This is a genomic window from Leisingera sp. NJS201, assembly GCF_004535885.1.
In the GTDB taxonomy this organism is placed as follows: Bacteria; Pseudomonadota; Alphaproteobacteria; order Rhodobacterales; family Rhodobacteraceae; genus Leisingera.
Map to the genome: position 1 here is coordinate 3,200,001 of NZ_CP038234.1, position 19,981 is coordinate 3,219,981.

20 protein-coding genes and 1 pseudogene (1 of these 21 running past the window's edge) are annotated in these 19,981 nt (G+C 62.6%); 13 read left to right on the forward strand and 8 right to left on the reverse strand.

Features of this window, described 5'->3' with window-relative positions; genetic code table 11:
- The 4 genes in view from ETW23_RS15590 to ETW23_RS15605 are tightly spaced (at most 5 nt apart) and all read right to left on the reverse strand, a layout consistent with a single transcriptional unit that may run on beyond the window.
- Positions 1–28, reverse strand: partial view of a carboxymuconolactone decarboxylase family protein gene (locus tag ETW23_RS15590; RefSeq protein WP_134830544.1) — the 5' end (the start) only. 356 nt of this gene lie to the left of the window's left edge; the window shows 28 of its 384 coding nt (coding positions 1–28); its start codon is at positions 26–28; its stop codon lies off the left edge, out of view.
- A 1-nt stretch (position 29) separates the two neighbouring features.
- Complete coding sequence (locus ETW23_RS15595) at positions 30–1,484, reverse strand: aldehyde dehydrogenase family protein (RefSeq protein ID WP_134830545.1); 1,455 nt, start codon at positions 1,482–1,484, stop codon at positions 30–32.
- 5 nt (positions 1,485–1,489) lie between these two features.
- Positions 1,490–2,590 (reverse strand): aromatic ring-hydroxylating dioxygenase subunit alpha, encoded by a 1,101-nt coding sequence (locus ETW23_RS15600; protein WP_134830546.1) that lies wholly within the window; start codon positions 2,588–2,590, stop codon positions 1,490–1,492.
- Positions 2,587–3,474 carry a MurR/RpiR family transcriptional regulator gene (locus tag ETW23_RS15605; protein WP_134830547.1) on the reverse strand — a complete coding sequence of 296 codons (888 nt, stop codon included), beginning with the start codon at positions 3,472–3,474 and terminating at the stop codon, positions 2,587–2,589. Before ETW23_RS15605 ends, ETW23_RS15600 begins: the two co-directional genes overlap by 4 nt.
- Before the next feature lie 70 nt (positions 3,475–3,544).
- Between ETW23_RS15605 and ETW23_RS15610 the strand changes: the two are divergent.
- The 9 genes and pseudogenes from ETW23_RS15610 to ETW23_RS15650 all read left to right on the forward strand — a co-directional run bounded on the left by ETW23_RS15610 (position 3,545) and on the right by ETW23_RS15650 (position 12,762).
- Positions 3,545–6,002, forward strand: a pseudogene (locus ETW23_RS15610) (FAD-dependent oxidoreductase).
- 98 nt (positions 6,003–6,100) lie between these two features.
- Positions 6,101–7,183 (forward strand): alcohol dehydrogenase family protein, encoded by a 1,083-nt coding sequence (locus tag ETW23_RS15615; protein ID WP_134830548.1) that lies wholly within the window; start codon positions 6,101–6,103, stop codon positions 7,181–7,183.
- Positions 7,180–7,788 (forward strand): dimethylsulfonioproprionate lyase family protein, encoded by a 609-nt coding sequence (locus ETW23_RS15620; protein WP_134830549.1) that lies wholly within the window; start codon positions 7,180–7,182, stop codon positions 7,786–7,788. The genes ETW23_RS15615 and ETW23_RS15620 overlap by 4 nt, the downstream gene beginning before the upstream one ends.
- 17 nt (positions 7,789–7,805) lie before the next feature.
- Positions 7,806–8,090 (forward strand): hypothetical protein, encoded by a 285-nt coding sequence (locus ETW23_RS15625; RefSeq protein WP_134830550.1) that lies wholly within the window; start codon positions 7,806–7,808, stop codon positions 8,088–8,090.
- 356 nt (positions 8,091–8,446) lie between these two features.
- Positions 8,447–8,617, forward strand: a complete 171-nt coding sequence (locus tag ETW23_RS26820) for a hypothetical protein (protein WP_348773148.1) — start codon at positions 8,447–8,449, stop codon at positions 8,615–8,617.
- Positions 8,614–9,723, forward strand: a complete 1,110-nt coding sequence (locus ETW23_RS15635; RefSeq protein ID WP_134830551.1) for a mandelate racemase/muconate lactonizing enzyme family protein — start codon at positions 8,614–8,616, stop codon at positions 9,721–9,723. The genes ETW23_RS26820 and ETW23_RS15635 overlap by 4 nt, the downstream gene beginning before the upstream one ends.
- A gap of 4 nt (positions 9,724–9,727) precedes the next feature.
- The gene (locus ETW23_RS15640) at positions 9,728–10,321 is read left to right on the forward strand and encodes a dimethylsulfonioproprionate lyase family protein (RefSeq protein ID WP_134830552.1); all 594 of its coding nucleotides are present in this window, start codon (positions 9,728–9,730) and stop codon (positions 10,319–10,321) included.
- Positions 10,318–11,421, forward strand: a complete 1,104-nt coding sequence (locus ETW23_RS15645; protein ID WP_134830553.1) for a mandelate racemase/muconate lactonizing enzyme family protein — start codon at positions 10,318–10,320, stop codon at positions 11,419–11,421. Before ETW23_RS15640 ends, ETW23_RS15645 begins: the two co-directional genes overlap by 4 nt.
- 66 nt (positions 11,422–11,487) lie before the next feature.
- Positions 11,488–12,762 carry an aspartate aminotransferase family protein gene (locus ETW23_RS15650; RefSeq protein ID WP_134830554.1) on the forward strand — a complete coding sequence of 425 codons (1,275 nt, stop codon included), beginning with the start codon at positions 11,488–11,490 and terminating at the stop codon, positions 12,760–12,762.
- Between the two features lie 71 nt (positions 12,763–12,833).
- On the opposite strand, the gene ETW23_RS15655 is transcribed toward ETW23_RS15650, so the two are convergent.
- From ETW23_RS15655 to ETW23_RS15670, 4 genes are all read right to left on the reverse strand, one after another.
- Complete coding sequence (locus tag ETW23_RS15655; protein WP_134830555.1) at positions 12,834–13,877, reverse strand: Ldh family oxidoreductase; 1,044 nt, start codon at positions 13,875–13,877, stop codon at positions 12,834–12,836.
- Positions 13,878–14,146: 269 nt separating this feature from the next.
- Entirely contained in the window at positions 14,147–14,497 is a 351-nt protein-coding gene (locus ETW23_RS15660) for a RidA family protein (RefSeq protein WP_134830556.1), read from the reverse strand.
- A 49-nt stretch (positions 14,498–14,546) separates the two neighbouring features.
- Positions 14,547–14,888 (reverse strand): hypothetical protein, encoded by a 342-nt coding sequence (locus tag ETW23_RS15665; protein ID WP_134830557.1) that lies wholly within the window; start codon positions 14,886–14,888, stop codon positions 14,547–14,549.
- 87 nt (positions 14,889–14,975) lie between these two features.
- Positions 14,976–15,848, reverse strand: a complete 873-nt coding sequence (locus tag ETW23_RS15670; protein WP_129369955.1) for a MurR/RpiR family transcriptional regulator — start codon at positions 15,846–15,848, stop codon at positions 14,976–14,978.
- A gap of 153 nt (positions 15,849–16,001) precedes the next feature.
- On the opposite strand from ETW23_RS15670, the gene ETW23_RS15675 reads away from it, so the two are divergent.
- From ETW23_RS15675 to ETW23_RS15690, 4 genes are read left to right on the forward strand one after another with little or no spacing between them, the layout of a single operon-like run.
- Complete coding sequence (locus tag ETW23_RS15675) at positions 16,002–16,787, forward strand: N-formylglutamate amidohydrolase (RefSeq protein WP_134830558.1); 786 nt, start codon at positions 16,002–16,004, stop codon at positions 16,785–16,787.
- Positions 16,780–17,376: a TRAP transporter small permease subunit gene (locus tag ETW23_RS15680; protein ID WP_134830559.1), complete on the forward strand. Its 597-nt coding sequence runs from the start codon at positions 16,780–16,782 to the stop codon at positions 17,374–17,376. Before ETW23_RS15675 ends, ETW23_RS15680 begins: the two co-directional genes overlap by 8 nt.
- Entirely contained in the window at positions 17,376–18,878 is a 1,503-nt protein-coding gene (locus ETW23_RS15685) for a TRAP transporter large permease subunit (RefSeq protein ID WP_129369952.1), read from the forward strand. The genes ETW23_RS15680 and ETW23_RS15685 overlap by 1 nt, the downstream gene beginning before the upstream one ends.
- Before the next feature lie 52 nt (positions 18,879–18,930).
- Entirely contained in the window at positions 18,931–19,965 is a 1,035-nt protein-coding gene (locus ETW23_RS15690; protein ID WP_129369951.1) for a TRAP transporter substrate-binding protein, read from the forward strand.
- Positions 19,966–19,981: the final 16 nt, after the last annotated feature.

The window sequence follows — 19,981 nt, forward strand, 5'->3', positions numbered from 1 at the left end:
GGAACAGATCTTCGTCAAATGCGCTCATCTCAGCCTCTCAATTTCATGGCGATGTTTTTGGTCTGCACGTAGTTCCACAGCGCCTCGCGGCCCTTTTCGCGGCCGTAGCCGGATTTGCCGTAGCCGCCAAAGGGGGTTTCGACCCCTCCGGCATACCATTCGTTCACAAAGACCTGGCCTGCGCGGAGCTGGCGGGCGCAGCGGGTGGCGCGGTCCAGGTCGCGGGTGAAGACGCCGCCAACCAGCCCGTATTCGGTGCTGTTGGCGATCGCGATCGCCTCAGCGTCGGAGCGGAACTTGAGCACCGAGAGGACGGGGCCGAAGATTTCCTCGCTGGCGATGCTGTCGTTCGGGGTGATGCCGGAGACGATGGCCGGGGCCAGGAACGCACCCGCATTGCCAACGGGCGTGCCACCGGTGGCAACGGTGGCGCCGTCTGCCTGCGCCTGCTGGACGATGCCCAGGGCGCGGTCGCGCTGGGGCATGGAGACCATGGCGCCCATGTTGGCGCCAAACTCCGGCCGGTCGATGCCGGGGCCAACGTTCAGACTGCTGGCCACATTCATCGCGCGCTCGACCAGCTCATCATGGCGGCTTTCGTGCACGATCACCCGGCTCATGGCGCTGCACACCTGACCTGCGTTGAAATAGATGCCCCAGCGGATGTCATTCTCAAACGCGTCGAGGTCGGCGTCCTCATGCACGATGGCAGCGGACTTGCCGCCGAGTTCCAGCACGCAAGGCACTACGTTCTGTGCCGCTGCGGTGGCGATACGGATGCCAGTGGGAACAGAGCCGGTAAAGACGATCTGGTTGACCTGCGGATGGCCGGAAAGAGCGGCGCCTGCTTCATGCCCGTAACCACAAAGAACATTGACCGCGCCAGCCGGGAAACCCGCAGCCTCCGCCGCGCGGGCGAGCCAGGCATTGGTGAGCGGGGTGAGTTCCGGCGTTTTGATCACGCAAGCGTTGCCGGTGGCAAGTGCAGCCGACAGCGAGCGCGCCGTCATCTCCACGGGGTAATTCCAGGGGATGATCTGGGCGGAGACGCCCATCGGCTCATTCTCGGTCCAATCGAAATAGCCGCCGCCCAGCGGGATCGAGCGGCCTTCGACAGTACTGGCCTGATTGCCGTAATATTCGAAATAGAGGGCCGCGCCTTCGACCTCGATCCGGGCTTCCCAAAGCGGCTTGCCTTGTTCCAGAGTCAGGACGCGCGCGATTTCGTCGAGATTGTCCAAGAGGTAGCCACCCATTGCCTGCACCATGCGCCCGCGCGCAATCGGGCGCAGCGATGACAGCTCCCCTGACAGATGCAGCCGGCGGGCGGCCTGCACGGCACGGTCCACGTCGGCGGCGTCAGCCAGCGCTTGCCGGGCCAGCAGTTCGCCATTCGCCGGGTTGGTGACATCAATCCACCCTGCCCCGCCGGGCACCCAGGCGCCGTCGATGTAGTTCAGCCATTCGGCATCTAGCTGTGTCATTTTCGTTAGGTCCCTGCTGCAAGATCATGGTCTGCCGCTTCACGCATCCACTTCTGAAGATGCAGGATTGAATGTTCCGAGTTCACTCCGCAAGAGGGATCAACCACCAAGGGTCCGGGAACATAGCCGCGGCTTTTGAGGCCGCGCTGCACGGATTCAACCAGGTGGATATCCTCCTCTACCGTGGTTGCCCGGTCCTGAACCGCCATCCGGCGCACGGTTTCATTGTCCTCGCCGCCGATGGAATACCAGCCGCGCCAGACCACCACGTGATCAGCGTCCACGGCCCGCCAGTGATAGGTGTTCAGCAGATTGCCCGGGTAGACCTGAAAGGAGAACATCGGCCAGAGGAACCAGCTGGAGTATTTCTCGTTGTTTTCAAAACCGGAGTTGATGTCATAAGTCATCTGGTCCAGCGAATTGCACTCGGTGGTGTGGCGCAGGCAATAGCCCTGGGGCTGGATGTCATAGGTTTCCGGCTTGATCACCCCGGTGGAGAAGGTCGGGTGGTTCAAGCTGCAGTGGTAGCATTCAGAGTAGTTCTCAACGGAAACTTTCCAATTGCAGGTCTCCGGGATACCCACCCATTCCAGCGGCTTCAGGTCCGCCCAATTGGGGACAAAACTCTCCAGCTCAGCCCGCACATCCGGGAACCAGTCTTCCATCGGCCGCGCCTCCGGGTCTAGGTTCACAAAGATAAAGCCAAGGAAAACCTCGGTGCGGACCTTGGTCAGGCAAACCTTGGATTTGTCGAACCTCTGAACCGATTTGAGGTTCGGCCCGGCGCGCAGCTGGCCGGTCAGCTCATAGGTCCAGGCGTGATAGGGGCAGACCACAACCCGCGTGGTGCCCTCGCCCGAGACAAGCTGATGGGCGCGGTGCTGACAGACGTTATAGAAGGTGCGGATTTCGCCATCGCGCCCCTTGATGCTGAACAGGTTTTCGCCGGCCATCTCAAATGCGAAATAGTCGCCAACGTTCGGGATCTGGCTGGCATGGCCCGCAAACTGCCAGGTCCGCGCAAGAAGGCCCTTGCGCTCGGCCTCAAAGAGGACCGGGTCGATGTAATACCGCGCCGCAAGAGAATGGATCGGGGCTGCGTTCATTCAGGGTCCTCCGCGTAGATGCCCAGCTGGTGCCGGCGTTTGTGGAACTTCTCCACCCGCGCGACAATTTCCTCGCTGGAGACCGCAATCACAAAGGAGAGCAAAGTTTCCAAGAGAGCGATCATCGAGACGGATGACGGGAAGAATTGCGGCGTATCCACTGCAACGACAAAACCATGATCCGCATTGAGGATCACCGGGCTGGCGGGGCTGTCAGAGACCCCGATAATGGCGACCCCTTGTTCGCGCGCTATCCGGATCGCCTCGATCACTTCGGCCCGGTAGGGCTTGCAGGTCATCGCGATCAGCACATCCTGGCCGTCCGCCCAGGCAAGATCATCCACCGCCGTCGAGCCGGGCCGCGGTATGGCGTGGAATTGCTTCATGCCGGTTGAGGCAAGATAGGTGAAATTGCGGGCATTGGCGTTATTGACGCCGACACCCAGCGTGAACACCTGGCGGGAATTCCAAATCGCATGCGCTGCTGCCTCCAAAGCGCTGGCGTCGATCCCTGCAAAGGTGTCTTCGATATTGCGGATCGCGGCACCAACCATATCGGCATAAAGCCCGCCCAGTTCACCGGACTTGGCCGTATCCTGCAACCAGCGGGCGCGGTCGGGAAACGACACCCCGCCTTTGCGAATCGCCTCGCGGAAGGGGGCGCGGAAATCCTCGTAGCCGTCAAAGCCCACCTGCCGCGCCATGCGGACAAAGGTGTTGGGCTTCACATTTGCAGCCTCGGCAATCTCGCGCACGGTGGAAACCCCAACATCGGCAGGGTTTTCCAGCACATAGCGGGCCGCTTTCTGTGCCTCAGGAGTCAGCGCATCCCACTCCTCCGTGAGGCGCTCCAAAACAGTCAGTGATACATTTGTGCCATTCATGATTGACGATGGTACAAATATGGAATTAGCCTGTCGAGCAGAAAAGCGCATTGCAATCAGGAACAGCGAAATGGCTGAGAAAGATTTCCCGGCACAGGCCCGTGTGGTCATCGTGGGCGGCGGCGTGATGGGGGTGGGCCTGGCCTATCACCTGGCGCATGAGGGCTGGGGCCCGGAGGTGGTGCTGTTGGAGAAATCCGAGCTGACCTCGGGTTCGACCTGGCACGCGGCGGGCCAGATCACCCACTCCACCAGCTCCTTTGGCCTTGGCAAATGCGTGGATTACAACATCGGCCTCTATTCCGGAAAGCTGGAGGAAGAGACCGGCCAAGCGGTAACCTGGCACGGCTGCGGCTCCTTCCGCCTGGCCTACACCGAGGATGAGATAGACTGGCTGCGCCATACCTTGTCCGTGGGCCGGTCGCTGGGGTTCAATATCGAACTCACCGGCCCGGAAAAGGTTGCCGAGCTTCATCCCTTCTATAATCTCGAAGGGGTTCTGGGGCGCTTCATACCCCGACGACGGCCATGTGGACCCGACCAACGTCACCATGGCAATGGCCGCAGGCGCCCGCCAGAAGGGTGCCCGCATCATCCGCCACTGCCGCGCCACCAACATCGCTCAGGCCGATAACGGCGAGTGGATTGTGGAATCGGAAAAAGGCACCATTCGCTGCGAGCATGTGGTCAATGCCGGCGGCACCTATGCCCGCCAGATGGGCGAATGGTCCGGGCTGCAGCTGCCGATGACCTCGATGACCCACCACTATTTTGTGACCGAACCGGTGCCGGAGTTCGAGGCACTGGACAAGGAACTGCCGGTGATCCGCGACGACAGACAGGTCTCCGGCTACATCCGCATGGAGCAAAAGCGCGGGCTGATCGGCATCTACGAGAAGGAAGGCAGCAACTCGGTCTGGCACGACCACTGCCCCTGGGAATATGAGAACTGGCTGTTTGACGCAGATTACGACCGGGTGATGCCGTGGCTGGAGGAAAGCCTGAACCGGATGCCGGTCTTTGCTGACCTCGGCATCCAGCGCGAGGTGCATGGCGCGATCTCGCATCCGCCCGACGGCAACCCGTTGATCGGCCCGGCGCCGGGCGTCAAGAACTACTGGTGCTGCTGCGGCACCCAGATCGGCATCGGCTGGGGCCCGGGTCTCACCCGCGAGCTGGCCCGCTGGATGGTGCATGGCGCCGCCGATATCTCGATGCGCGACTACGACCCGCGCCGCTTTGGCTCCTATGCCACCAAGGACTGGCAGGTGACCAAGGCGCATGAGGACTACAAGCTGCGCCACGAGATCCCCTTCCCGCATTTCAACCGACTGGCGGGCCGCCCTATCAAACCTTCGCCGCTTTATGAGCGGCTGAAGGACAAAGGCGCTGTCTACGAAGAGGTCTTTGGCCACGAGCGTCCGCGCTGGTTTGCCAGGAACGGTGTGGAGCAGCGCGACCACTATTCCTTCAAGCGCAACGAAGTGCACCATTTGGTCGGCCTGGAGTGCAAGGCCGTGCGCGAGGGCGTGGGTATCATGGACATCTCCGCCTTCACCAAAGTCGAAGTCTCGGGCCCCGGCGCCGCCGCCCTGCTGGACCGGCTGACCGCCAACCGCCTGCCGCAAAAGACGGGCGGCATCGCCCTCACCCACATGCTGAACCGCCGCGGCCGGATTGAGCTGGAAACCACCGTGGTGAAGCTGGCGGAGGGCAGCTACTACCTGGTCTGCGCCGCCTTCTTTGAACAGCGGCTGCTCGACCACCTGAACCAGAACCGCGCAGGTGAAAAGGTGGAAATCACAACGCAGTCCACCGATTGGGCTGCCATCGCTCTCAACGGCCCGAAAGCCCGCGAGGTCCTGGGGGCCTGCACCGATGCGGACCTGACAAACGCCGGTTTCAAATGGCTGACCGCGCAACAGATCGAAGTTGCGGGCCATAAGCTCCGGGCCTTCCGGATGTCCTATGCGGGCGAACTTGGCTGGGAACTGCACATCCCGCGCGGCAGCGCCCTGGCGGTCTATGACGCGCTGTGGGCCGCGGGTGAGGCGCATGGCATTGCCGACTACGGCTCCTTTGCGATGAATGCGATGCGGATGGAGAAGGGTTTCAAGGGCGCGAGCGAACTCACCAACGAAGTGACCCTGGCCGAGGCGGACGTGCTTCGCTTTGCCCGCACCGACAAGGCGTATCTGGGCAAGGACAAGACGCTGAACGCCGCTGATAAGCCCTGGGTCTGCGCCTATCTGGAGATTGAGCCAGACGGCATCTCCGACGGCCACGGCGGTGAAGCCGTCCTGCTGGAGGGCCAGGTCGTGGGTTCCACCGCCTCGGTCGCCTATGGCCATACCGTCGGCAAGATCCTAGCCTTTGCTTATCTAAAACTGCACGCCAATGTGCCGGACACGCAGATCGAGGTGATTGTTGCCGGAGAGCCGCGCAAGGGCCGGATCCTTGGCGCCCCCGCTTATGACCCCGACAGCCTGCTGCCCCGTAGCGACGCGGAACGCACTCCGGCAGAATGAGCAAACAACAGGCCCCCTTCATCTTTTCAAAAATACTCCGGGGGAGCCGAAGGCGGGGGCAGCGCCCCCCTCCCCATAGCCAATAGGGAAACACAAAAATGACCCTGCCCGACACAATGAAAGCGATGGTTCTGACCGGCCACGGCGGTCTGGACAAATACGAATGGCACCTGGACTGGCCGGTGCCGCAGCCGGGTCCAATGGAGGTGCTGCTCAAGGTCGGCGCTTGCGGGCTTAACAACACCGATGTGAACACCCGATCCGGCTGGTACTCCAAATCAGTCAAAGGCGCCACCACCGGCGGCGCCTTTGACGAAGCGGGCAAGGAAGACCCGAGCTGGGGCGGCCGCCCCCTCACCTTCCCGCGCATCCAGGGGGCCGACGCGGTCGGCGAAGTCGTGGCCGTCGGCGACGGTGCCGATCCAGCCCTGATCGGGAAGCGCGTCATGGTCGGCGGCTGGGTCCGCGACTGGGACGACCCCGAGAACAAAGACAAGGCCGGATACTTCGGCTCCGAATGCGATGGCGGCTTTGCCGAATATACCAAGGCGGACGTGCGCGGTGTGGCGGTGGTCAAAAGCCCCCTCACCGATGCGGAGCTGGCGACTTTCTCTTGCTCTTATGTCACCGCCGAAGGGATGTTGAGCCGGGCGGGCGTGGACACCGGTGACACGGTGCTGGTCCCCGGCGCCTCGGGCGGGGTTGGCGGTGCGCTGATCCAGCTTGCCAAGCGCCGCGGCGCGCGGGTGATCGCGATGTCCTCGGAAGCCAAACATGCAGAGGTGGCCGGGCTTGGCCCTGACCGGATCCTGCCGCGGTCGCCGGAAAACCTGCGGGCTGCGCTTGGCGGCGAAAAGGTCACCGTGGTGGCCGATGTGGTCGGCGGCGCGGCCTGGCCCAAGCTGATCGGCGTGCTGGAGCGCGGCGGCCGCTACACCTGCTCCGGCGCGATTGCCGGACCGTTGGTCGAGCTGGACCTGCGCACCTTCTATCTGCGTGACCTGACCTTCACCGGCTCCACCGTAACTCCGCACCGCAACTTCACCGACGTGGTCTCCTATATCGAAAAGGGCGAAATCAAACCGGCACTGGCCGCAGCCTATCCGCTGTCGGACCTGAAAGAGGCGCAGGCCGCCTTCATCGCCAAGAAGCACACCGGCAATATCGTGGTGCTCCCATGAGCCGGGCGCTGTTTGATAAGGCGCTAGAGGCCGCCAAGGCCTACCATGCGGCGCTGCCCGCGGCAGCTGAATTCCAGCCCTGGCCCGATGACATCACTTGGGCAGGTCGCGCAGGCCATCAAATTCCCGGCGCAGAACTGGTGCAATCCGACCCGGGTTTTGCCGCCAAAGGCATCCCGGCAGAGGCGGAGGTGCGCGCTCTGCAACAGGCGATCATGGCGCTGGCTCCGCACGCGGAATGGCGCCTCACCTATACCGAGGAAGAAGTCGGCAAGGACTTCCTGCAGCGCTATGGCTGGTTTGAGCTGGTGGGGCCCACCGGCCACTTCCATTCGCAGCAAAGCCGGATGACAATCGGCTACTGGGGGCCGGGTCTCAACTATCCCTGGCATCAGCATGGGCCGGAAGAGCTCTATACGATCCTCTCCGGCAGTGCCGACTTCATGGCCAAGGGCGAGGAAGTCCGCCGGCTGGTGCCGGGCAGCACCAAGATGCACGGGCCCGGCCAGCCGCATGCGATGATCACCAACGAGCATCCTATCCTCTGCTTCGTGTTCTGGCGCGGCGAGGGGCTGGCGGATGATCCGGCAATGTCCCCGGGCTGACCACAGGAGCGCCAGAGATGAAAAGCAACTGTATCCGCATCTTTCAGACCGGCCTGCCTTATGCTGACGGCGCCTATGTCCGGGGCGCAGGCAACGCCATTGAAACCGCCACCGCCTCAATCGTTGTCACCGGCACCGGCGCAGGGCAGCAAGGCTGCGGCGGGTTCACCCTCTGCGGCGGGAATTGCATCGCGGCGCATTCCGAAAGCGTGCCGCCACTGGCACGGCTGATAGCGCCCGCGCTGACCGGCGGCGCGCCGATGTACCGTATAGTACCCCAAAAGGCACTGCGGAGACCATAGCCGGGATGGGCGGCTGCCGAACACAAGGATACTGCCGGCTCCAGGTCAAGACCGGCGGCGATCGGGCTGAAACCGGCAAGCTCTATGCGCCGGATGCACCCGGGCTGGGCGCGGCACCGGATTTCGAATGCCCCGGCACGCCGGCGGCCGCATTCGGAACCGCCAAATAACACACCCGGTCTTCTTCTGGCCGAAAATATCCCCGCCAGAGGCTCCCGCACTCTCAACAAGGACCGTCCCACATGACCATCGCAGCCCAGGCCACCCGGATAACCGGCGATGTCCGCGTGCGGATGATCCGCTTCAACTTTGCCCCCGGCGCCGAAACCGGCTGGCATTAGCAGGCGATGGACTAAGTGATCACCGCCGTCACAGACTGCTGCATGCGGCTGGAGCCGCCGGGCGGCAAGAAAAAGGAAACCACTGTCCCCGCGGGGACAGCCAACGGCCGCGAGGAAGGCGTCGAACACAATGTGATCAACGCCGGAGATGCCTCGATGAGCATTGTGGAAGTGGAGCTGAAATGAAGATCACCCGGATCACTGTCTACCAGCTCGATTTGCCGCTGAGCGAGCCCTATTACCTTTCGGGCGGGCGGCTGAAGTTCGAGAAACTCGACAGCACCTTTGTGCGCATTGATACCGACGAGGGCATCTCGGGCTGGGGAGAAGGCTGCCCCTGGGGGCATACCTATCTGCCCGCACACGGGCCGGGGATCCGGGCCGGCATTGAAACGCTGTCGCCTGCGTTGATCGGGCTGGATCCGCGCAGCCTGGATCACGTGAACCAGGTGATGGATGTGCAGCTGCCGGGCCATCCATATGTGAAATCACCGGTCGACATGGCCTGCTGGGATATTCTCGGCAAGGCTACAGGCCTGCCGCTGTGGCAGCTTCTGGGCGGGGCCGAGGCAGCACCGGTGCTGGTGAATTCCTCCATTTCCACCGGCAGCCCGGAAGATATGCTGGCGCTGATCGCCCGTGCCGCGCAAAAGGGCTTTACCGTGCATTCGGCCAAGGTCGGCGGCACCGATACCGGCCTCGACATCGACCGGATCGAAGCGATCTCGGAAAGCTTGCCCAAGGGCCACAAAGTGACCTTCGACGTTAACCGCGCCTGGCAGCCGGGGGTCGCAGTGGAGGTGCTGAACTCGGTCAAGGCCCGCGACTGGGTAGAGCAGCCCTGCGAAACCTTGGACCAATGCGCCCATGTCGCCTCCCGCGTTTCCAATCCGATCCTGCTGGATGAATGCATGCATGACTTCGGCGACCATCTGGAGGCCTGGAGGCGCGGCGCCTGCGAGGGCGTGAAGGTGAAGCCGAACCGGGTCGGCGGGCTGACCCGCGCGCGGCAGATCCGCGACTTTGGCGTCTCGGTGGGCTGGCAGATGCATATCGAGGACCTGGGCGGCTCGGCGCTGGCCGATACCGCGGCGATCCATCTGGCCGCCTCGACACCGGAAGCCAACCGGCTGGCAAGCTGGCTTTGCCACTATCATCTGGACGTGGACCCGGTGCCAGGCCAGGGCGCGCGCAATGACGCAGGGGTATCGGTGCCGCCCTCCCTGCCCGGACTTGGTGTGATACCGGAAGACGGCGCACTGGGGGACCCGGTTGCGGTCTACGGAGGCTGAGGCGATGCCTGCACAGTTGCTGCATGAGCTGACACAACTGGCTGCCCGGACTGAAGGCCTGGGCTGGTTTGCTGCGCGGATGCAGAGCCTGCCGCGGCTTTGGGTGGAACCGCGCCGACTGCCGGTCTGCGGGAAAATTGAAGAGCTTGCGGATGCCGGAAGGCAGTTCTGCAAATTGACCACGCCCGCAGTGGCCGCGCTGGCCGCTGCCCTGCCCCGATTACGCTGGCAGCAGACATACACCGAGGCTGACGGGTTTTCCCGCGACTGGCTGGACAATTACGGCTGGGCCAATCTGATCTCGCCTGAAGGGCTGTACCAAAGCGATGAAATGCGGCTTTCCATCGGCTATTGGGGCGCTGGACAGCATTACGGCGAGCATTCGCATGCGCCGGAGGAGACCTACCTGATCCTTGCAGGCCAGGCCCGGTTCCACTCCGAAGGCCGCACAGCGCGGGATGCGGGGCCTGGGGACATAGTCCACCACGCCCCGCACCAGAAGCACGCCATAGATATGGTGCCGGGACCGCTGCTGGCGGCGGCGTTTTGGCGCGGTGACGACCTTTTGAAGAAATCCGACCTGGGGACACGCACATGAAAATCACCCGGATATCCCTGTGGCATGTGCCGCTGACCAGCCACACCGCCTATTACATGGCCGAGGGCAAGACCTGCAGCACAGTCGAAAGCGTGGTGCTGGCGCTGGACACTGATACCGGCCTCACAGGCTGGGGCGAGGTCTGCCCGATCCCGCATTACCTGCCCGCCTATGCCCGCGGCGTGGTGCCCGCGGTCGAGGAGATGGCGCCGCTGCTGCTGGGTGCCGATCCGGTGGGGCCAGAGGCGGTGATGGCGAAGCTGGACGCCTGGCTTCAGGGGCACGCCTATGCCAAATCAGCCATCGACATAGCCCTGTGGGACCTGACAGCGCAGGCGGCAAATCTGCCGCTTCATGCATTGCTGGGCGGACAGCGGCAGGCGGATATGCCGCTTTATCATTCGATCACCTGTGTCGCCCCCGAGGAGATGGCCCGCATAGCCCGCGAGGCGCAGGCCACCGGCATCACCCAGTTTCAGGTGAAGCTTGGCGCCGACCGCGACTGGCAGGCCGACGTGGCGCGGCTGCGGATGGTGCGCGAAGCGGTGGGCGATGGCCCGCTGGTCTATGGCGATTGGAACTGCGGTGCCTCCTCGCTGGATGCCTCCCGCGTGGGCCGGGCTGTTGCAGATCTGGACATCATGTTGGAACAGCCCTGCGCCACCATCGAGGACTGCGCCCGGGTGCGCGCGGCCTGCGGCTTGCCGATGAAGCTGGACGAGAACGCTCATGACATGGCCTCCTTGCTGGCAGGTCATGCTGCGGGCGTGATGGATGCGGCCGCCATCAAACTGTCGAAATTCGGCGGTCTGTCAGCCTCGCGCCGGGCCCGCGACCTGTGCCTGCATTTGGGTGCAAAAATGTGCATCGAGGACACCTGGGGCTCGGACATTACCACCGCTGCCCTGCTGCATTTGGGTGCTGCTACCGAACCGCTTCGGCTGATGAACGTCTGCGACCTGTCCTCTTATGTCAGCCCGCGGCTGGATCCGGCGGGTCCAGAGCGCAGCAATGGCCGCATCGCCCCGCCCGAAGGCCCCGGCCTGGGTGTACGTCCCGACCGCGAGGGACTGGGCGCTCCCGCAGCTGTGATCGATTAATTTTTGACTTTTTGGTCAAATTCCACCTAACTTCGGGCAACCCGGCCCTCAACAGGAATTGAAGACATGGAAAAGATCCTCTCCCAGGCTGAATGGACCGAACGCGCCCGCGCGGTGCTGCCCGCGGGCGGATTTGGCAATTTCGAACCCGGTATCGTCATCCGCGAGGGCAAGGGTGCGCGTGTGCGGGATGAAGACGGCAAGGAGTACATCGACTATCTGATCGGCTCCGGTCCGATGATGCTGGGCCATGGCCATCCGGAAGTGATGGAGGCGGTGCTGGAGCAGCTGCCCAAGGGTATGACTTTCTTTGCCAGCAACACCCGCGGCATTGAGCTGGCCGAGGAAATTTGCCGTGCCGTGCCCTGCGCCGAACAGCTGCGCTATGTCTCCACCGGCGGTGAGGCGGACATGTATGCAATCCGTCTGGCGCGGGCCTTCACCGGGCGCACCAAGATCGTGAAGTTCGAGGGCGGCTATCACGGCATGTCGGCAGAGGCGCAGATGAGCCTGGCGCCCTCGGTGCGGGTGAACTTTCCGCAGGCAGTGCCGGACAGCGCCGGGATCCCGCCGTCGGTCGCCGCCGAGGTGCTGGTGGCGCCGTTCAACGATTTTGAGTACATCAAGCAGCTGATGGCAGAGCACGGGCACGAGATTGCGGCGATCATCGCCGAACCGCTGCAGCGCATCGTGCCGCCGCTGCCGGGTTTCCTGGAGCTGCTGCGCGAGGAGACCCGGAAACACGGCAGCCTGCTGATTTTTGACGAAGTGGTGACCGGGTTCCGCTCCACCTACGGCGGCGGGCAGGAGCTGTATGGCGTGACGCCGGATCTGGCGGCATTGGGCAAGGTGATTGGCGGCGGCTTCCCCCTGGCAGCCATCGTTGGCCGTGCCGATGTCATGCAGCATTTCGACAAGGCGCAGGTCGGCGCCGAGGGCTGGCTGATGCAGCTGGGCACGCTGTCGGGCAATCCGGTGGCGGCGGCGGCGGGCCTCAAGACCATGGAGGTGCTGCGCCGCGAGGGCGCCTATGACCGGCTGAACGGCTCCGGCAAGCGGCTGATGCAGGCAACCAGTGCGGCGCTGGAAGAGGCCGGGGTGCCGTTCCGGATCGTCGGGGAGCCTGCGCTGTTCGAAGTTGTGTTCACGGACAGCAAAGTCCGGGACTACCGCGATACCCAGGCGGGCAATGCGGAGCGCACCAGACGTTACAATGCGGTGCTGCGCGCGGAGGGCATCTTCAAGTCGCCAGGCAAGACCTACCCAAGCCTGGCACTGACAGAAGAGGATCTGGAACAGACCGAAGCAGCCATCCGCAAGGCGGCAATGGCTCTGGACTGATCCAGGCGGCTTTTGCCGGGCTGTGAACCCCGGGTGTAACGGCAGGCCCTGCAGCACCGCCGTTCATCGGATCATGCCGCCCCCAGGCTTTCGGCCAGCTCCTGGATCTGGCGCCAGGTCTCCAGTGGCACCGCGATCTGCCCCTCTGAAGCAGCACGGTGGTTGCGTTCGCGCTCCCCTGGGATCTCTACCTGCTCAAATCCCGGCGCAGGCGGGCAGCTGCGCAGATCGGCCAGCACGTCTTCGGCCGCAGCCTGCATGGCCGGCGCGTCGCGGAACCGGGCGGCCTCCAGGGTGATCAGCAGCCAGTTGCATTCGGTTGTGGACGGCCCCAGCATCGCCTCGCCGATGAGTTCAGCCACCAGCGCCAGCGCATAGCCCTTTTGCGCGCCGGCAGGCAGGATGGCACCGCCTGCAAAATAGTCTTCGGGATCGCGGGTCGGGTTGCCATTGCGGTCGATCACGCAGCCCTCCGGCAGCAAAGCGCCCGCGGATTTGGCAGCGTAGATCCAGCCGCCGGCAATCTTGGACGTTGCAAAATCCAGCACCACCGGCCCCTGGGCGCCGCCCGGGATGCCTGCGCACCAAGGGTTGGTCGGCAGTTTGGCCTGCGCCCCGCCATGGGGCGCCACCTGGCGCCAGGTCTGCCGGTTGCCGCCGCCGATGCAGATGGTCAGAAAACCCTGCTCTGCCGCCATGTCAGCAAAGGCGCCATGGCGGCCGGTGTGACCCGCATGACGGATGGAAAGCGCCGAAATCCCGCGCTCCCGCGCCTCGGCGATGCCGGTTTTATAGGCAAGCTGCATCGCCGGGATGCCGATGCCGCCGCCGCCCTCGACCCGCATCACACCGCGGCTGTCCCGGAAGGCACGCGCTGTGCCCTTGGGGTCCAGATAGCCTGACCGCGTTTGATTGGCATATTCCAGCACCCGCATGACGCCGTGGCTTTCCACGCCGCACAGGCTGGTGTCGGTCAAATGATGCGCCACCTGCGCCGAGACATCCGCGCTGTACCCCAGATTGGTGAAAATTTTATGGATCAGGCCTTCTGCCTCAGCCGCTTCGACGGATGTGCGGCTCCCCCGCAGGGTGAGCTTGGAAGCTGGTGATTGCATCAACGCATGCGCCCCCAGCAGGGTATTGGGCCCTGGCTGCTGTGTGAAAGAGACTGATCTGCCATGCCGCGGTCTCCGTCCCCCTACCTGCACCAATCACTCTACCGCCGGGCAGCAGCGGGAAAAGAAGGCAAAACGGAACAATCTATACTGCTAGGATTGTTATCCCGTTTCACCAGATTGCTGCGGTTCAGGCCACTGAGCGCAACCTTGGGCATGCACGGGCGGCGCAGGAGCGATAGGGGGCCTGAACTGGACTGCCGCCGGGGTCAGGCCCTGGCAGCGGTGACGATAAATTCGACCAGAAAATCCTCGCTGGCCAGCTTTGCCTCGCCGCAGGCGCGTGCCGGGGCGTGGCCTTCGGGGACCCAGGCGTCCCAAACTGCGTTCATCCCGGCAAAATCCTTCATGTCGGCAAGCCAGATCACCGTCTGCAGAATGCGGGTTTTGCTGCTGCCGGCCTCGGCCAGCAGCGCGTCGATCTTGTCCAGGCAATCCTGGGTTTGCTGCTCCACGCTGGCACCGGCAGTTCCGACCTGGCCTGCCAGATAGATGGTATCGCCATGGGTCACGATCTGGCTCATGCGCTGGCCGGTGTGTTTGCGGGTAATATCAGTCATCATATTATCTCCCTTGCGCTGTATGGAACGTTTTACGCTATGCGCCCGGTTACTGGGTCAACAGCCAGTCAGTCCCCGACGGGCAAAACCTGCGCCGGACCTGCTTGGGGTCCTGACTGTCCTTGAGGAAGGCCTGATGCTGCAAAAGCAGGCAATCACCCTCCTTGCCGGCCACCCGGACCTCGCCATGTGCGCCACTGTCCGGATTGGTCCATTCAGCCCGATTGCCAGTGCCGGCCTGCACCTCGGCCAGCAGAGACTGTTCGGCCTGGCGCATGATATTGGTGTCCTGCGGCGTCAGCCCTGACTTGGCCAGAATACGGCTGAGCGGGTTGGCCGCGGCGGGTGCTGCAGCAAGTGCTGCCAGCGCCAGAATTCCGATTAGTCGCATTTGAATACTCCTGCCTGAAAGAAACCGGCCTGTTGCCCAGTAAGGCGCAACCGGAGGTCAATGTCCATGCGGCAGCCGGTCTTCTGATCAGGAGAACTTGCGGAACAGGCGGGTCATATCAAACAGCTCATCCAGACGGTCGTAGCGATCCTTGGTTTTGTCCCAGCTTTCCTCCTGGGTGGCGGCGATCATCGCCTCCAACAGCATCATGGTGGAGATGTTGGAGTCCCAGGCGGACGGGATCTCGACCCAGCAGTTGAAGGTATGTTCGGCAACCGACGCAATCGGGCTGGCCCATTGGTCCGTAATAAGAACAATCTTTACTCCGCGTTCGGAGGCGAGTTCGGCCAAGCGCTGCAGGTTGGTTTCATAACGGCGCACATCGAACAACAGCAACGTGTCACCCTCGACCATATCCAGCACGTAGTGCGGCCAGGTGGCCGAGGATGACGTCATATGCGTGACCCGCTGCCGGATCGCCTGGAAATGGGTAAAGGCGTAATCCGCCAGCGCCCGGGTGATGCGGCCGCCAACCACATATAGCCGCCCCTCGGTGTTTGACAGCTGATGCACCGCCGCATCAAACTGCGCGGTGTCGATGTTTGAGAATGTCTGCTGCAGGTTGTCGGTCACGGCCTGTGCAAATCTGTTCAGCAGGTGGCCTTCGGGTGCCTCGGTCGCCCAATTGTCCCGCCGCTTGGTCGGGCCTGAGACTTTAGCCTCCAGCTCCTTCAGCAGTGCCTGGTGGAATTGCGGATACCCTTTGAAGCCCAGCTTCTGCACCATCCGCGCCACTGTGGGCGTCGAAACGTCAGCATTGGCAGCCACAATCGTGATCGAAGCCAATCCTGCCGCAGGGTAATTCTCCAACAGCAAATTCGCAAACTTGCGTTCGGACTGGGTGAGCGAGGAATAGGTCTCTCGGATCAATTCGCGAACGGTGGCTGGCGATTTCGTCAACGGGGCATTCCTGCTTTTGAACAAACACTTTCCTACCCGGATCCGTCCTGAAAAGAAAGTTTCAGGAATCTCTGTGCGAAACCGGTCATGAAAATATATTGACACAAATATCTCTTCATGGAAAGTTTTTTCCAAATCGCAGGGGGGCAGCATATGCGAGGGAGCGATTCTCACGCTCAAGCGGAGACAGTAGAGGTGGTGAACCGCGAGGGCACCAGCCCGGTTCTACTGCTGTGCGAGCACGCCTCCAGCAACATCCCCGTGCGCTATGACGGGCTGGGACTGCGGGATGAGGACCTGCTGAGCCACGCCGCCTGGGACCCGGGCGCGCGGGCGGTGGCCCTGCATATGTCTCAGGCCCTGAATGCACCGCTGGTGGCCAGCACCGTGTCGCGGCTGGTTTACGACTGCAACCGTCCGCCCGAAGCTGCCTCGGCGATGCCGGAGAAATCCGAACTGGTAGAGGTGCCCGGCAACAAAGACCTGACAGCCGCGCAGCGGCAGGAGCGTGCGGACACGGTTTATGCACCGTTCTGCAGCGCTGTCTCCGAGCTGATCAAGGCCCGCAAGGATGCCGGGCTGCAATCCGTTCTGGTCACCATGCACAGCTTCACCCCGGTCTATTACGGCGAGGCCCGCACGGTTGAGATCGGCATCCTGCACGACGCCGACAGCCGCCTGGCTGACGCCATGCTGGCCGCGGCCCCTGCCCTGCCGCACCGCCGGGTGGAACGGAATGAACCCTATGGCCCGGCGGATGGCGTCACCCATTCGCTGAAGATCCACGGGCTGGCACACGGGCTGGCCAATGTGATGATCGAAATCCGCAACGATCTGGTGACCACGCCAGAAGAAGAAGAGGCCATGGCAGAAGAAATGCTGACATTGCTGCGCCCGGCCCTGGCCGCGCTGGCGGCGGAAGGGGGCTTTGGTGCCTAAAGTAATAAGGGCCTATGTCCGCGGCATTGACGCGATGAACCGCCTCATCGGCCGCTTCGCCATGTATCTGATCTTTGCCCTGATCGGGGTTTTACTGTGGTCGTCGGTCTCCAAGACGTTCTTCGACCCTTCGCACTGGACGCTGGAGACGGCGCAGTTTGTGATGGTGGCCTATTACATTCTGGGCGGGCCATATTCGATCCAGATGGGATCAAACGTGCGGATGGATCTGTTTTACGGCGGCTGGTCAACAAAAACCAAGGCGCTGGTTGATGCTTTCACTGTGCTTTTCCTGATCAGCTACCTGATGATCCTGATGTACGGCGCGCTGAGTTCTACGGCCTATTCGCTGGGATACTTCGGGCTGGAGCCTGTGCAGTTCTTCTGGGACCTGCTGAAGACGCTGCTGAGTGAAGGCCCTGCCGCTGCTGGTGAAAAGCTCGGCTATCTCGAGCGCAGTTCCACCGCCTGGCGCCCCTTCCTGTGGCCTGTAAAAACCATCCTCTGCTTCGGTGTCTTTCTGATGCTGCTGCAATGCCTTGCCGAATTGTTCCGGGATATCGGACGCCTGCGCGGAGTTGAAATCTGATGTCCTACGAATGGATTGCTATCGTCATGTTTGCCGGCATGATGCTGATGCTGATGACCGGCCAGCGGGTGTTTGGCGCCATCGGCTTTGTCGGTGCGGTTGCGGGCATGCTCCTGTGGGGCACCGGCGGGGTGGAGATCCCCTTCTCCGCGGCGATGAAGCTGATGAAATGGTATCCGCTGCTGACGCTGCCGATGTTCATTTTCATGGGTTACGTGCTGTCTGAATCGAAGATCGCCGATGACCTCTACCGGATGTTTCACGTGTGGATGGGTCCGGTGAAGGGCGGTCTGGCGATTGGCACCATCGGTCTGATGGTTCTGATTTCGGCGATGAACGGTCTGTCGGTCGCCGGCATGGCAATCGGCGCGACCATTGCGCTGCCGGAACTGCTGCGCCGCGGCTATGACAAGATCCTGGTGACAGGCACCATTCAGGCCGGGTCTTCGCTTGGGATCCTGGTGCCGCCGTCGGTGGTGCTGGTCCTTTATGCGATGATCGCACGCCAGCCGGTGGGCCAGCTGTGGCTGGCAGGTGTGATCCCCGGCCTGCTGATGGCCACCATGTTCATCATCTACATCTACGTCCGCTCCCGCATGCAGCCCGATCTGGGTCCGGCCATGCACCCCGAGGATCTGGCAGAATACGAGCAAATCACTGACCACCCGCTGCGCTTGAACTACATTGTGCTGGGCGCGCTGGTGCTGGTGCCGCTGCTGATCAAAACCGGCACGTTGGAGGCCAAACCCGCGCTTGGTGTGGCGCTGGCCTTGGGCGCGCTGTCCTTCCTGACCCGCAAGAACGCGCTGTTTTACAAAGACGTGTTCATGAAGGAAAAATACCGCCTGCTGTTCTCCGGCGTGCTGCCGCTGGCGATCTTTGCCGCGATGATGGTGCCGTTTGTGAACGGCTGGACATCACTGGTGGAAAGCTCGGCCATCGGTGCCATGACCGCCTTTATTGCCGCGGTGCTGAAGGGGCGGATGACCAAGGATGTGTTTGAGACTTCGGTGCGCTCGACCCTTGGCATCTCTTGCATGTTCATGTGGATCATCCTGGCGGCGCTGGCCTTCGGGGCGATCTTTGACGGCCTCGGCGCGGTCAAGGCCATCGAAGACCTGTTCACCACCAAGCTGGGCCTGTCGCCTTGGATGATCCTGATCCTGATGCAGCTGAGCTTCATCGTGATGGGCACCTTCCTGGATGACACCGCAATGCTGGTGATCGTGGCGCCGCTCTATGTGCCGCTGGTGGGGGCGCTTGGGTTTGATCTGATCTGGTACGGGGTGCTTTATACCATCACCACCCAGATCGCCTATATGACGCCGCCATTCGGCTATAACCTGTTCCTGATGCGGGCGATGGCGCCGCCGGAAATCGGGCTGAAGGACATCTATGTCTCGATCATCCCCTTTGCCGCGGTGATGGTTCTGGCCCTGGCCCTGATCATGATCTTTCCGCAAATCGCCCTGTGGCTGCCGGACTATGTCTACGGAAAATAACCAAGCAAGAGTCCCGCCAAGGGACCGGATATTTCAACAAGGAGTGAGTATAATGACAACAAGACGCAAGTTTCTGAAGACCGCCGGCGTTGGCGCCATGGCGGCACCTCTGGCCACCCCGGCCCTGGCCCAGTCCACCATCAAATGGCGGATGCAGACCTATGCCGGTGCGGCGCTGGGTGAGCATGTGATCAAACCCGCCATCGACATGTTCAACAAGATCGCCGGCGACCGGATGCAGATTGAGCTGTACTACGCCGATCAGCTGGTCCCCACCGGCGAGCTGTTCCGCGCCATGCAGCGCGGCACCATTGATGCGGTTCAGTCGGATGATGACTCCATGGCTTCGCCCACCGAAGTCACCGTGTTCGGCGGCTACTTCCCCTTTGCCTCGCGCTACTCGCTGGATGTGCCGGTGCTGTTCAACCAGTATGGCCTGAACGAGATCTGGGACGCGGAATATTCCAAGGTCGGCGTCAAGCACATCTCGGCCGGCGCCTGGGACCCCTGCCACTTTGCCACCAAGGACCCGATCAACTCGCTGGCGGATCTGAAGGGCAAGCGGGTCTTCACCTTCCCGACTGCAGGCCGCTTCCTGTCGCAGTTCGGCGTGGTGCCGGTCACCCTGCCCTGGGAGGACATCGAAGTCGCGGTGCAGACCGGTGAACTGGACGGGATCGCCTGGTCTGGCATCACCGAGGATTACACTGTCGGCTGGTCAAAGGTCACCGACTACTTCCTGACCAACAACATCTCCGGCGCCTGGGCCGGGTCGTTCTTTGCCAACCAGGGCCGCTGGAATGAACTGCCCGAAGATTTGCAAACCCTGTTCCGCGTCTGCTGCGACCAGTCGCATTATTACCGTCAGTGGTGGTACTGGGGCGGTGAAGCCAACCTGCGCGTCAACGGCAGCGACATGAAGCTGACCACCATTCCGGATGACGAATGGGCACAGGTCGAAGACGCCGCAGTGAAGTTCTGGGACGAGATCGCGGCCGAGTCCGAGACCAAGGCAAAGGTTGTCGAGATCTTCAAGAAGTACAACGCCGACATGCAAAAGGCGGGCCGCCCCTACCGCTACGGCTAAGGGACGGGCAAACAAA

Bases quoted from the DNA above. Each gene is read 5' to 3' on its own strand.
- ETW23_RS15655 (WP_134830555.1), bottom strand. From the start codon at position 13,877: ATGCAATCACCAGCTTCCAAGCTCACCCTGCGGGGGAGCCGCACATCC.
- ETW23_RS15645 (WP_134830553.1), top strand. From the start codon at position 10,318: ATGAAAATCACCCGGATATCCCTGTGGCATGTGCCGCTGACCAGCCAC.
- ETW23_RS15625 (WP_134830550.1), top strand. From the start codon at position 7,806: ATGAAAAGCAACTGTATCCGCATCTTTCAGACCGGCCTGCCTTATGCT.
- ETW23_RS15650 (WP_134830554.1), top strand. From the start codon at position 11,488: ATGGAAAAGATCCTCTCCCAGGCTGAATGGACCGAACGCGCCCGCGCG.
- ETW23_RS15620 (WP_134830549.1), top strand. From the start codon at position 7,180: ATGAGCCGGGCGCTGTTTGATAAGGCGCTAGAGGCCGCCAAGGCCTAC.
- ETW23_RS15635 (WP_134830551.1), top strand. From the start codon at position 8,614: ATGAAGATCACCCGGATCACTGTCTACCAGCTCGATTTGCCGCTGAGC.
- ETW23_RS15675 (WP_134830558.1), top strand. From the start codon at position 16,002: ATGCGAGGGAGCGATTCTCACGCTCAAGCGGAGACAGTAGAGGTGGTG.
- ETW23_RS15640 (WP_134830552.1), top strand. From the start codon at position 9,728: ATGCCTGCACAGTTGCTGCATGAGCTGACACAACTGGCTGCCCGGACT.
- ETW23_RS15615 (WP_134830548.1), top strand. From the start codon at position 6,101: ATGACCCTGCCCGACACAATGAAAGCGATGGTTCTGACCGGCCACGGC.
- ETW23_RS15685 (WP_129369952.1), top strand. From the start codon at position 17,376: ATGTCCTACGAATGGATTGCTATCGTCATGTTTGCCGGCATGATGCTG.
- ETW23_RS15665 (WP_134830557.1), bottom strand. From the start codon at position 14,888: ATGCGACTAATCGGAATTCTGGCGCTGGCAGCACTTGCTGCAGCACCC.
- ETW23_RS15690 (WP_129369951.1), top strand. From the start codon at position 18,931: ATGACAACAAGACGCAAGTTTCTGAAGACCGCCGGCGTTGGCGCCATG.
- ETW23_RS15595 (WP_134830545.1), bottom strand. From the start codon at position 1,484: ATGACACAGCTAGATGCCGAATGGCTGAACTACATCGACGGCGCCTGG.
- ETW23_RS15660 (WP_134830556.1), bottom strand. From the start codon at position 14,497: ATGACTGATATTACCCGCAAACACACCGGCCAGCGCATGAGCCAGATC.
- ETW23_RS15605 (WP_134830547.1), bottom strand. From the start codon at position 3,474: ATGAATGGCACAAATGTATCACTGACTGTTTTGGAGCGCCTCACGGAG.
- ETW23_RS15600 (WP_134830546.1), bottom strand. From the start codon at position 2,590: ATGAACGCAGCCCCGATCCATTCTCTTGCGGCGCGGTATTACATCGAC.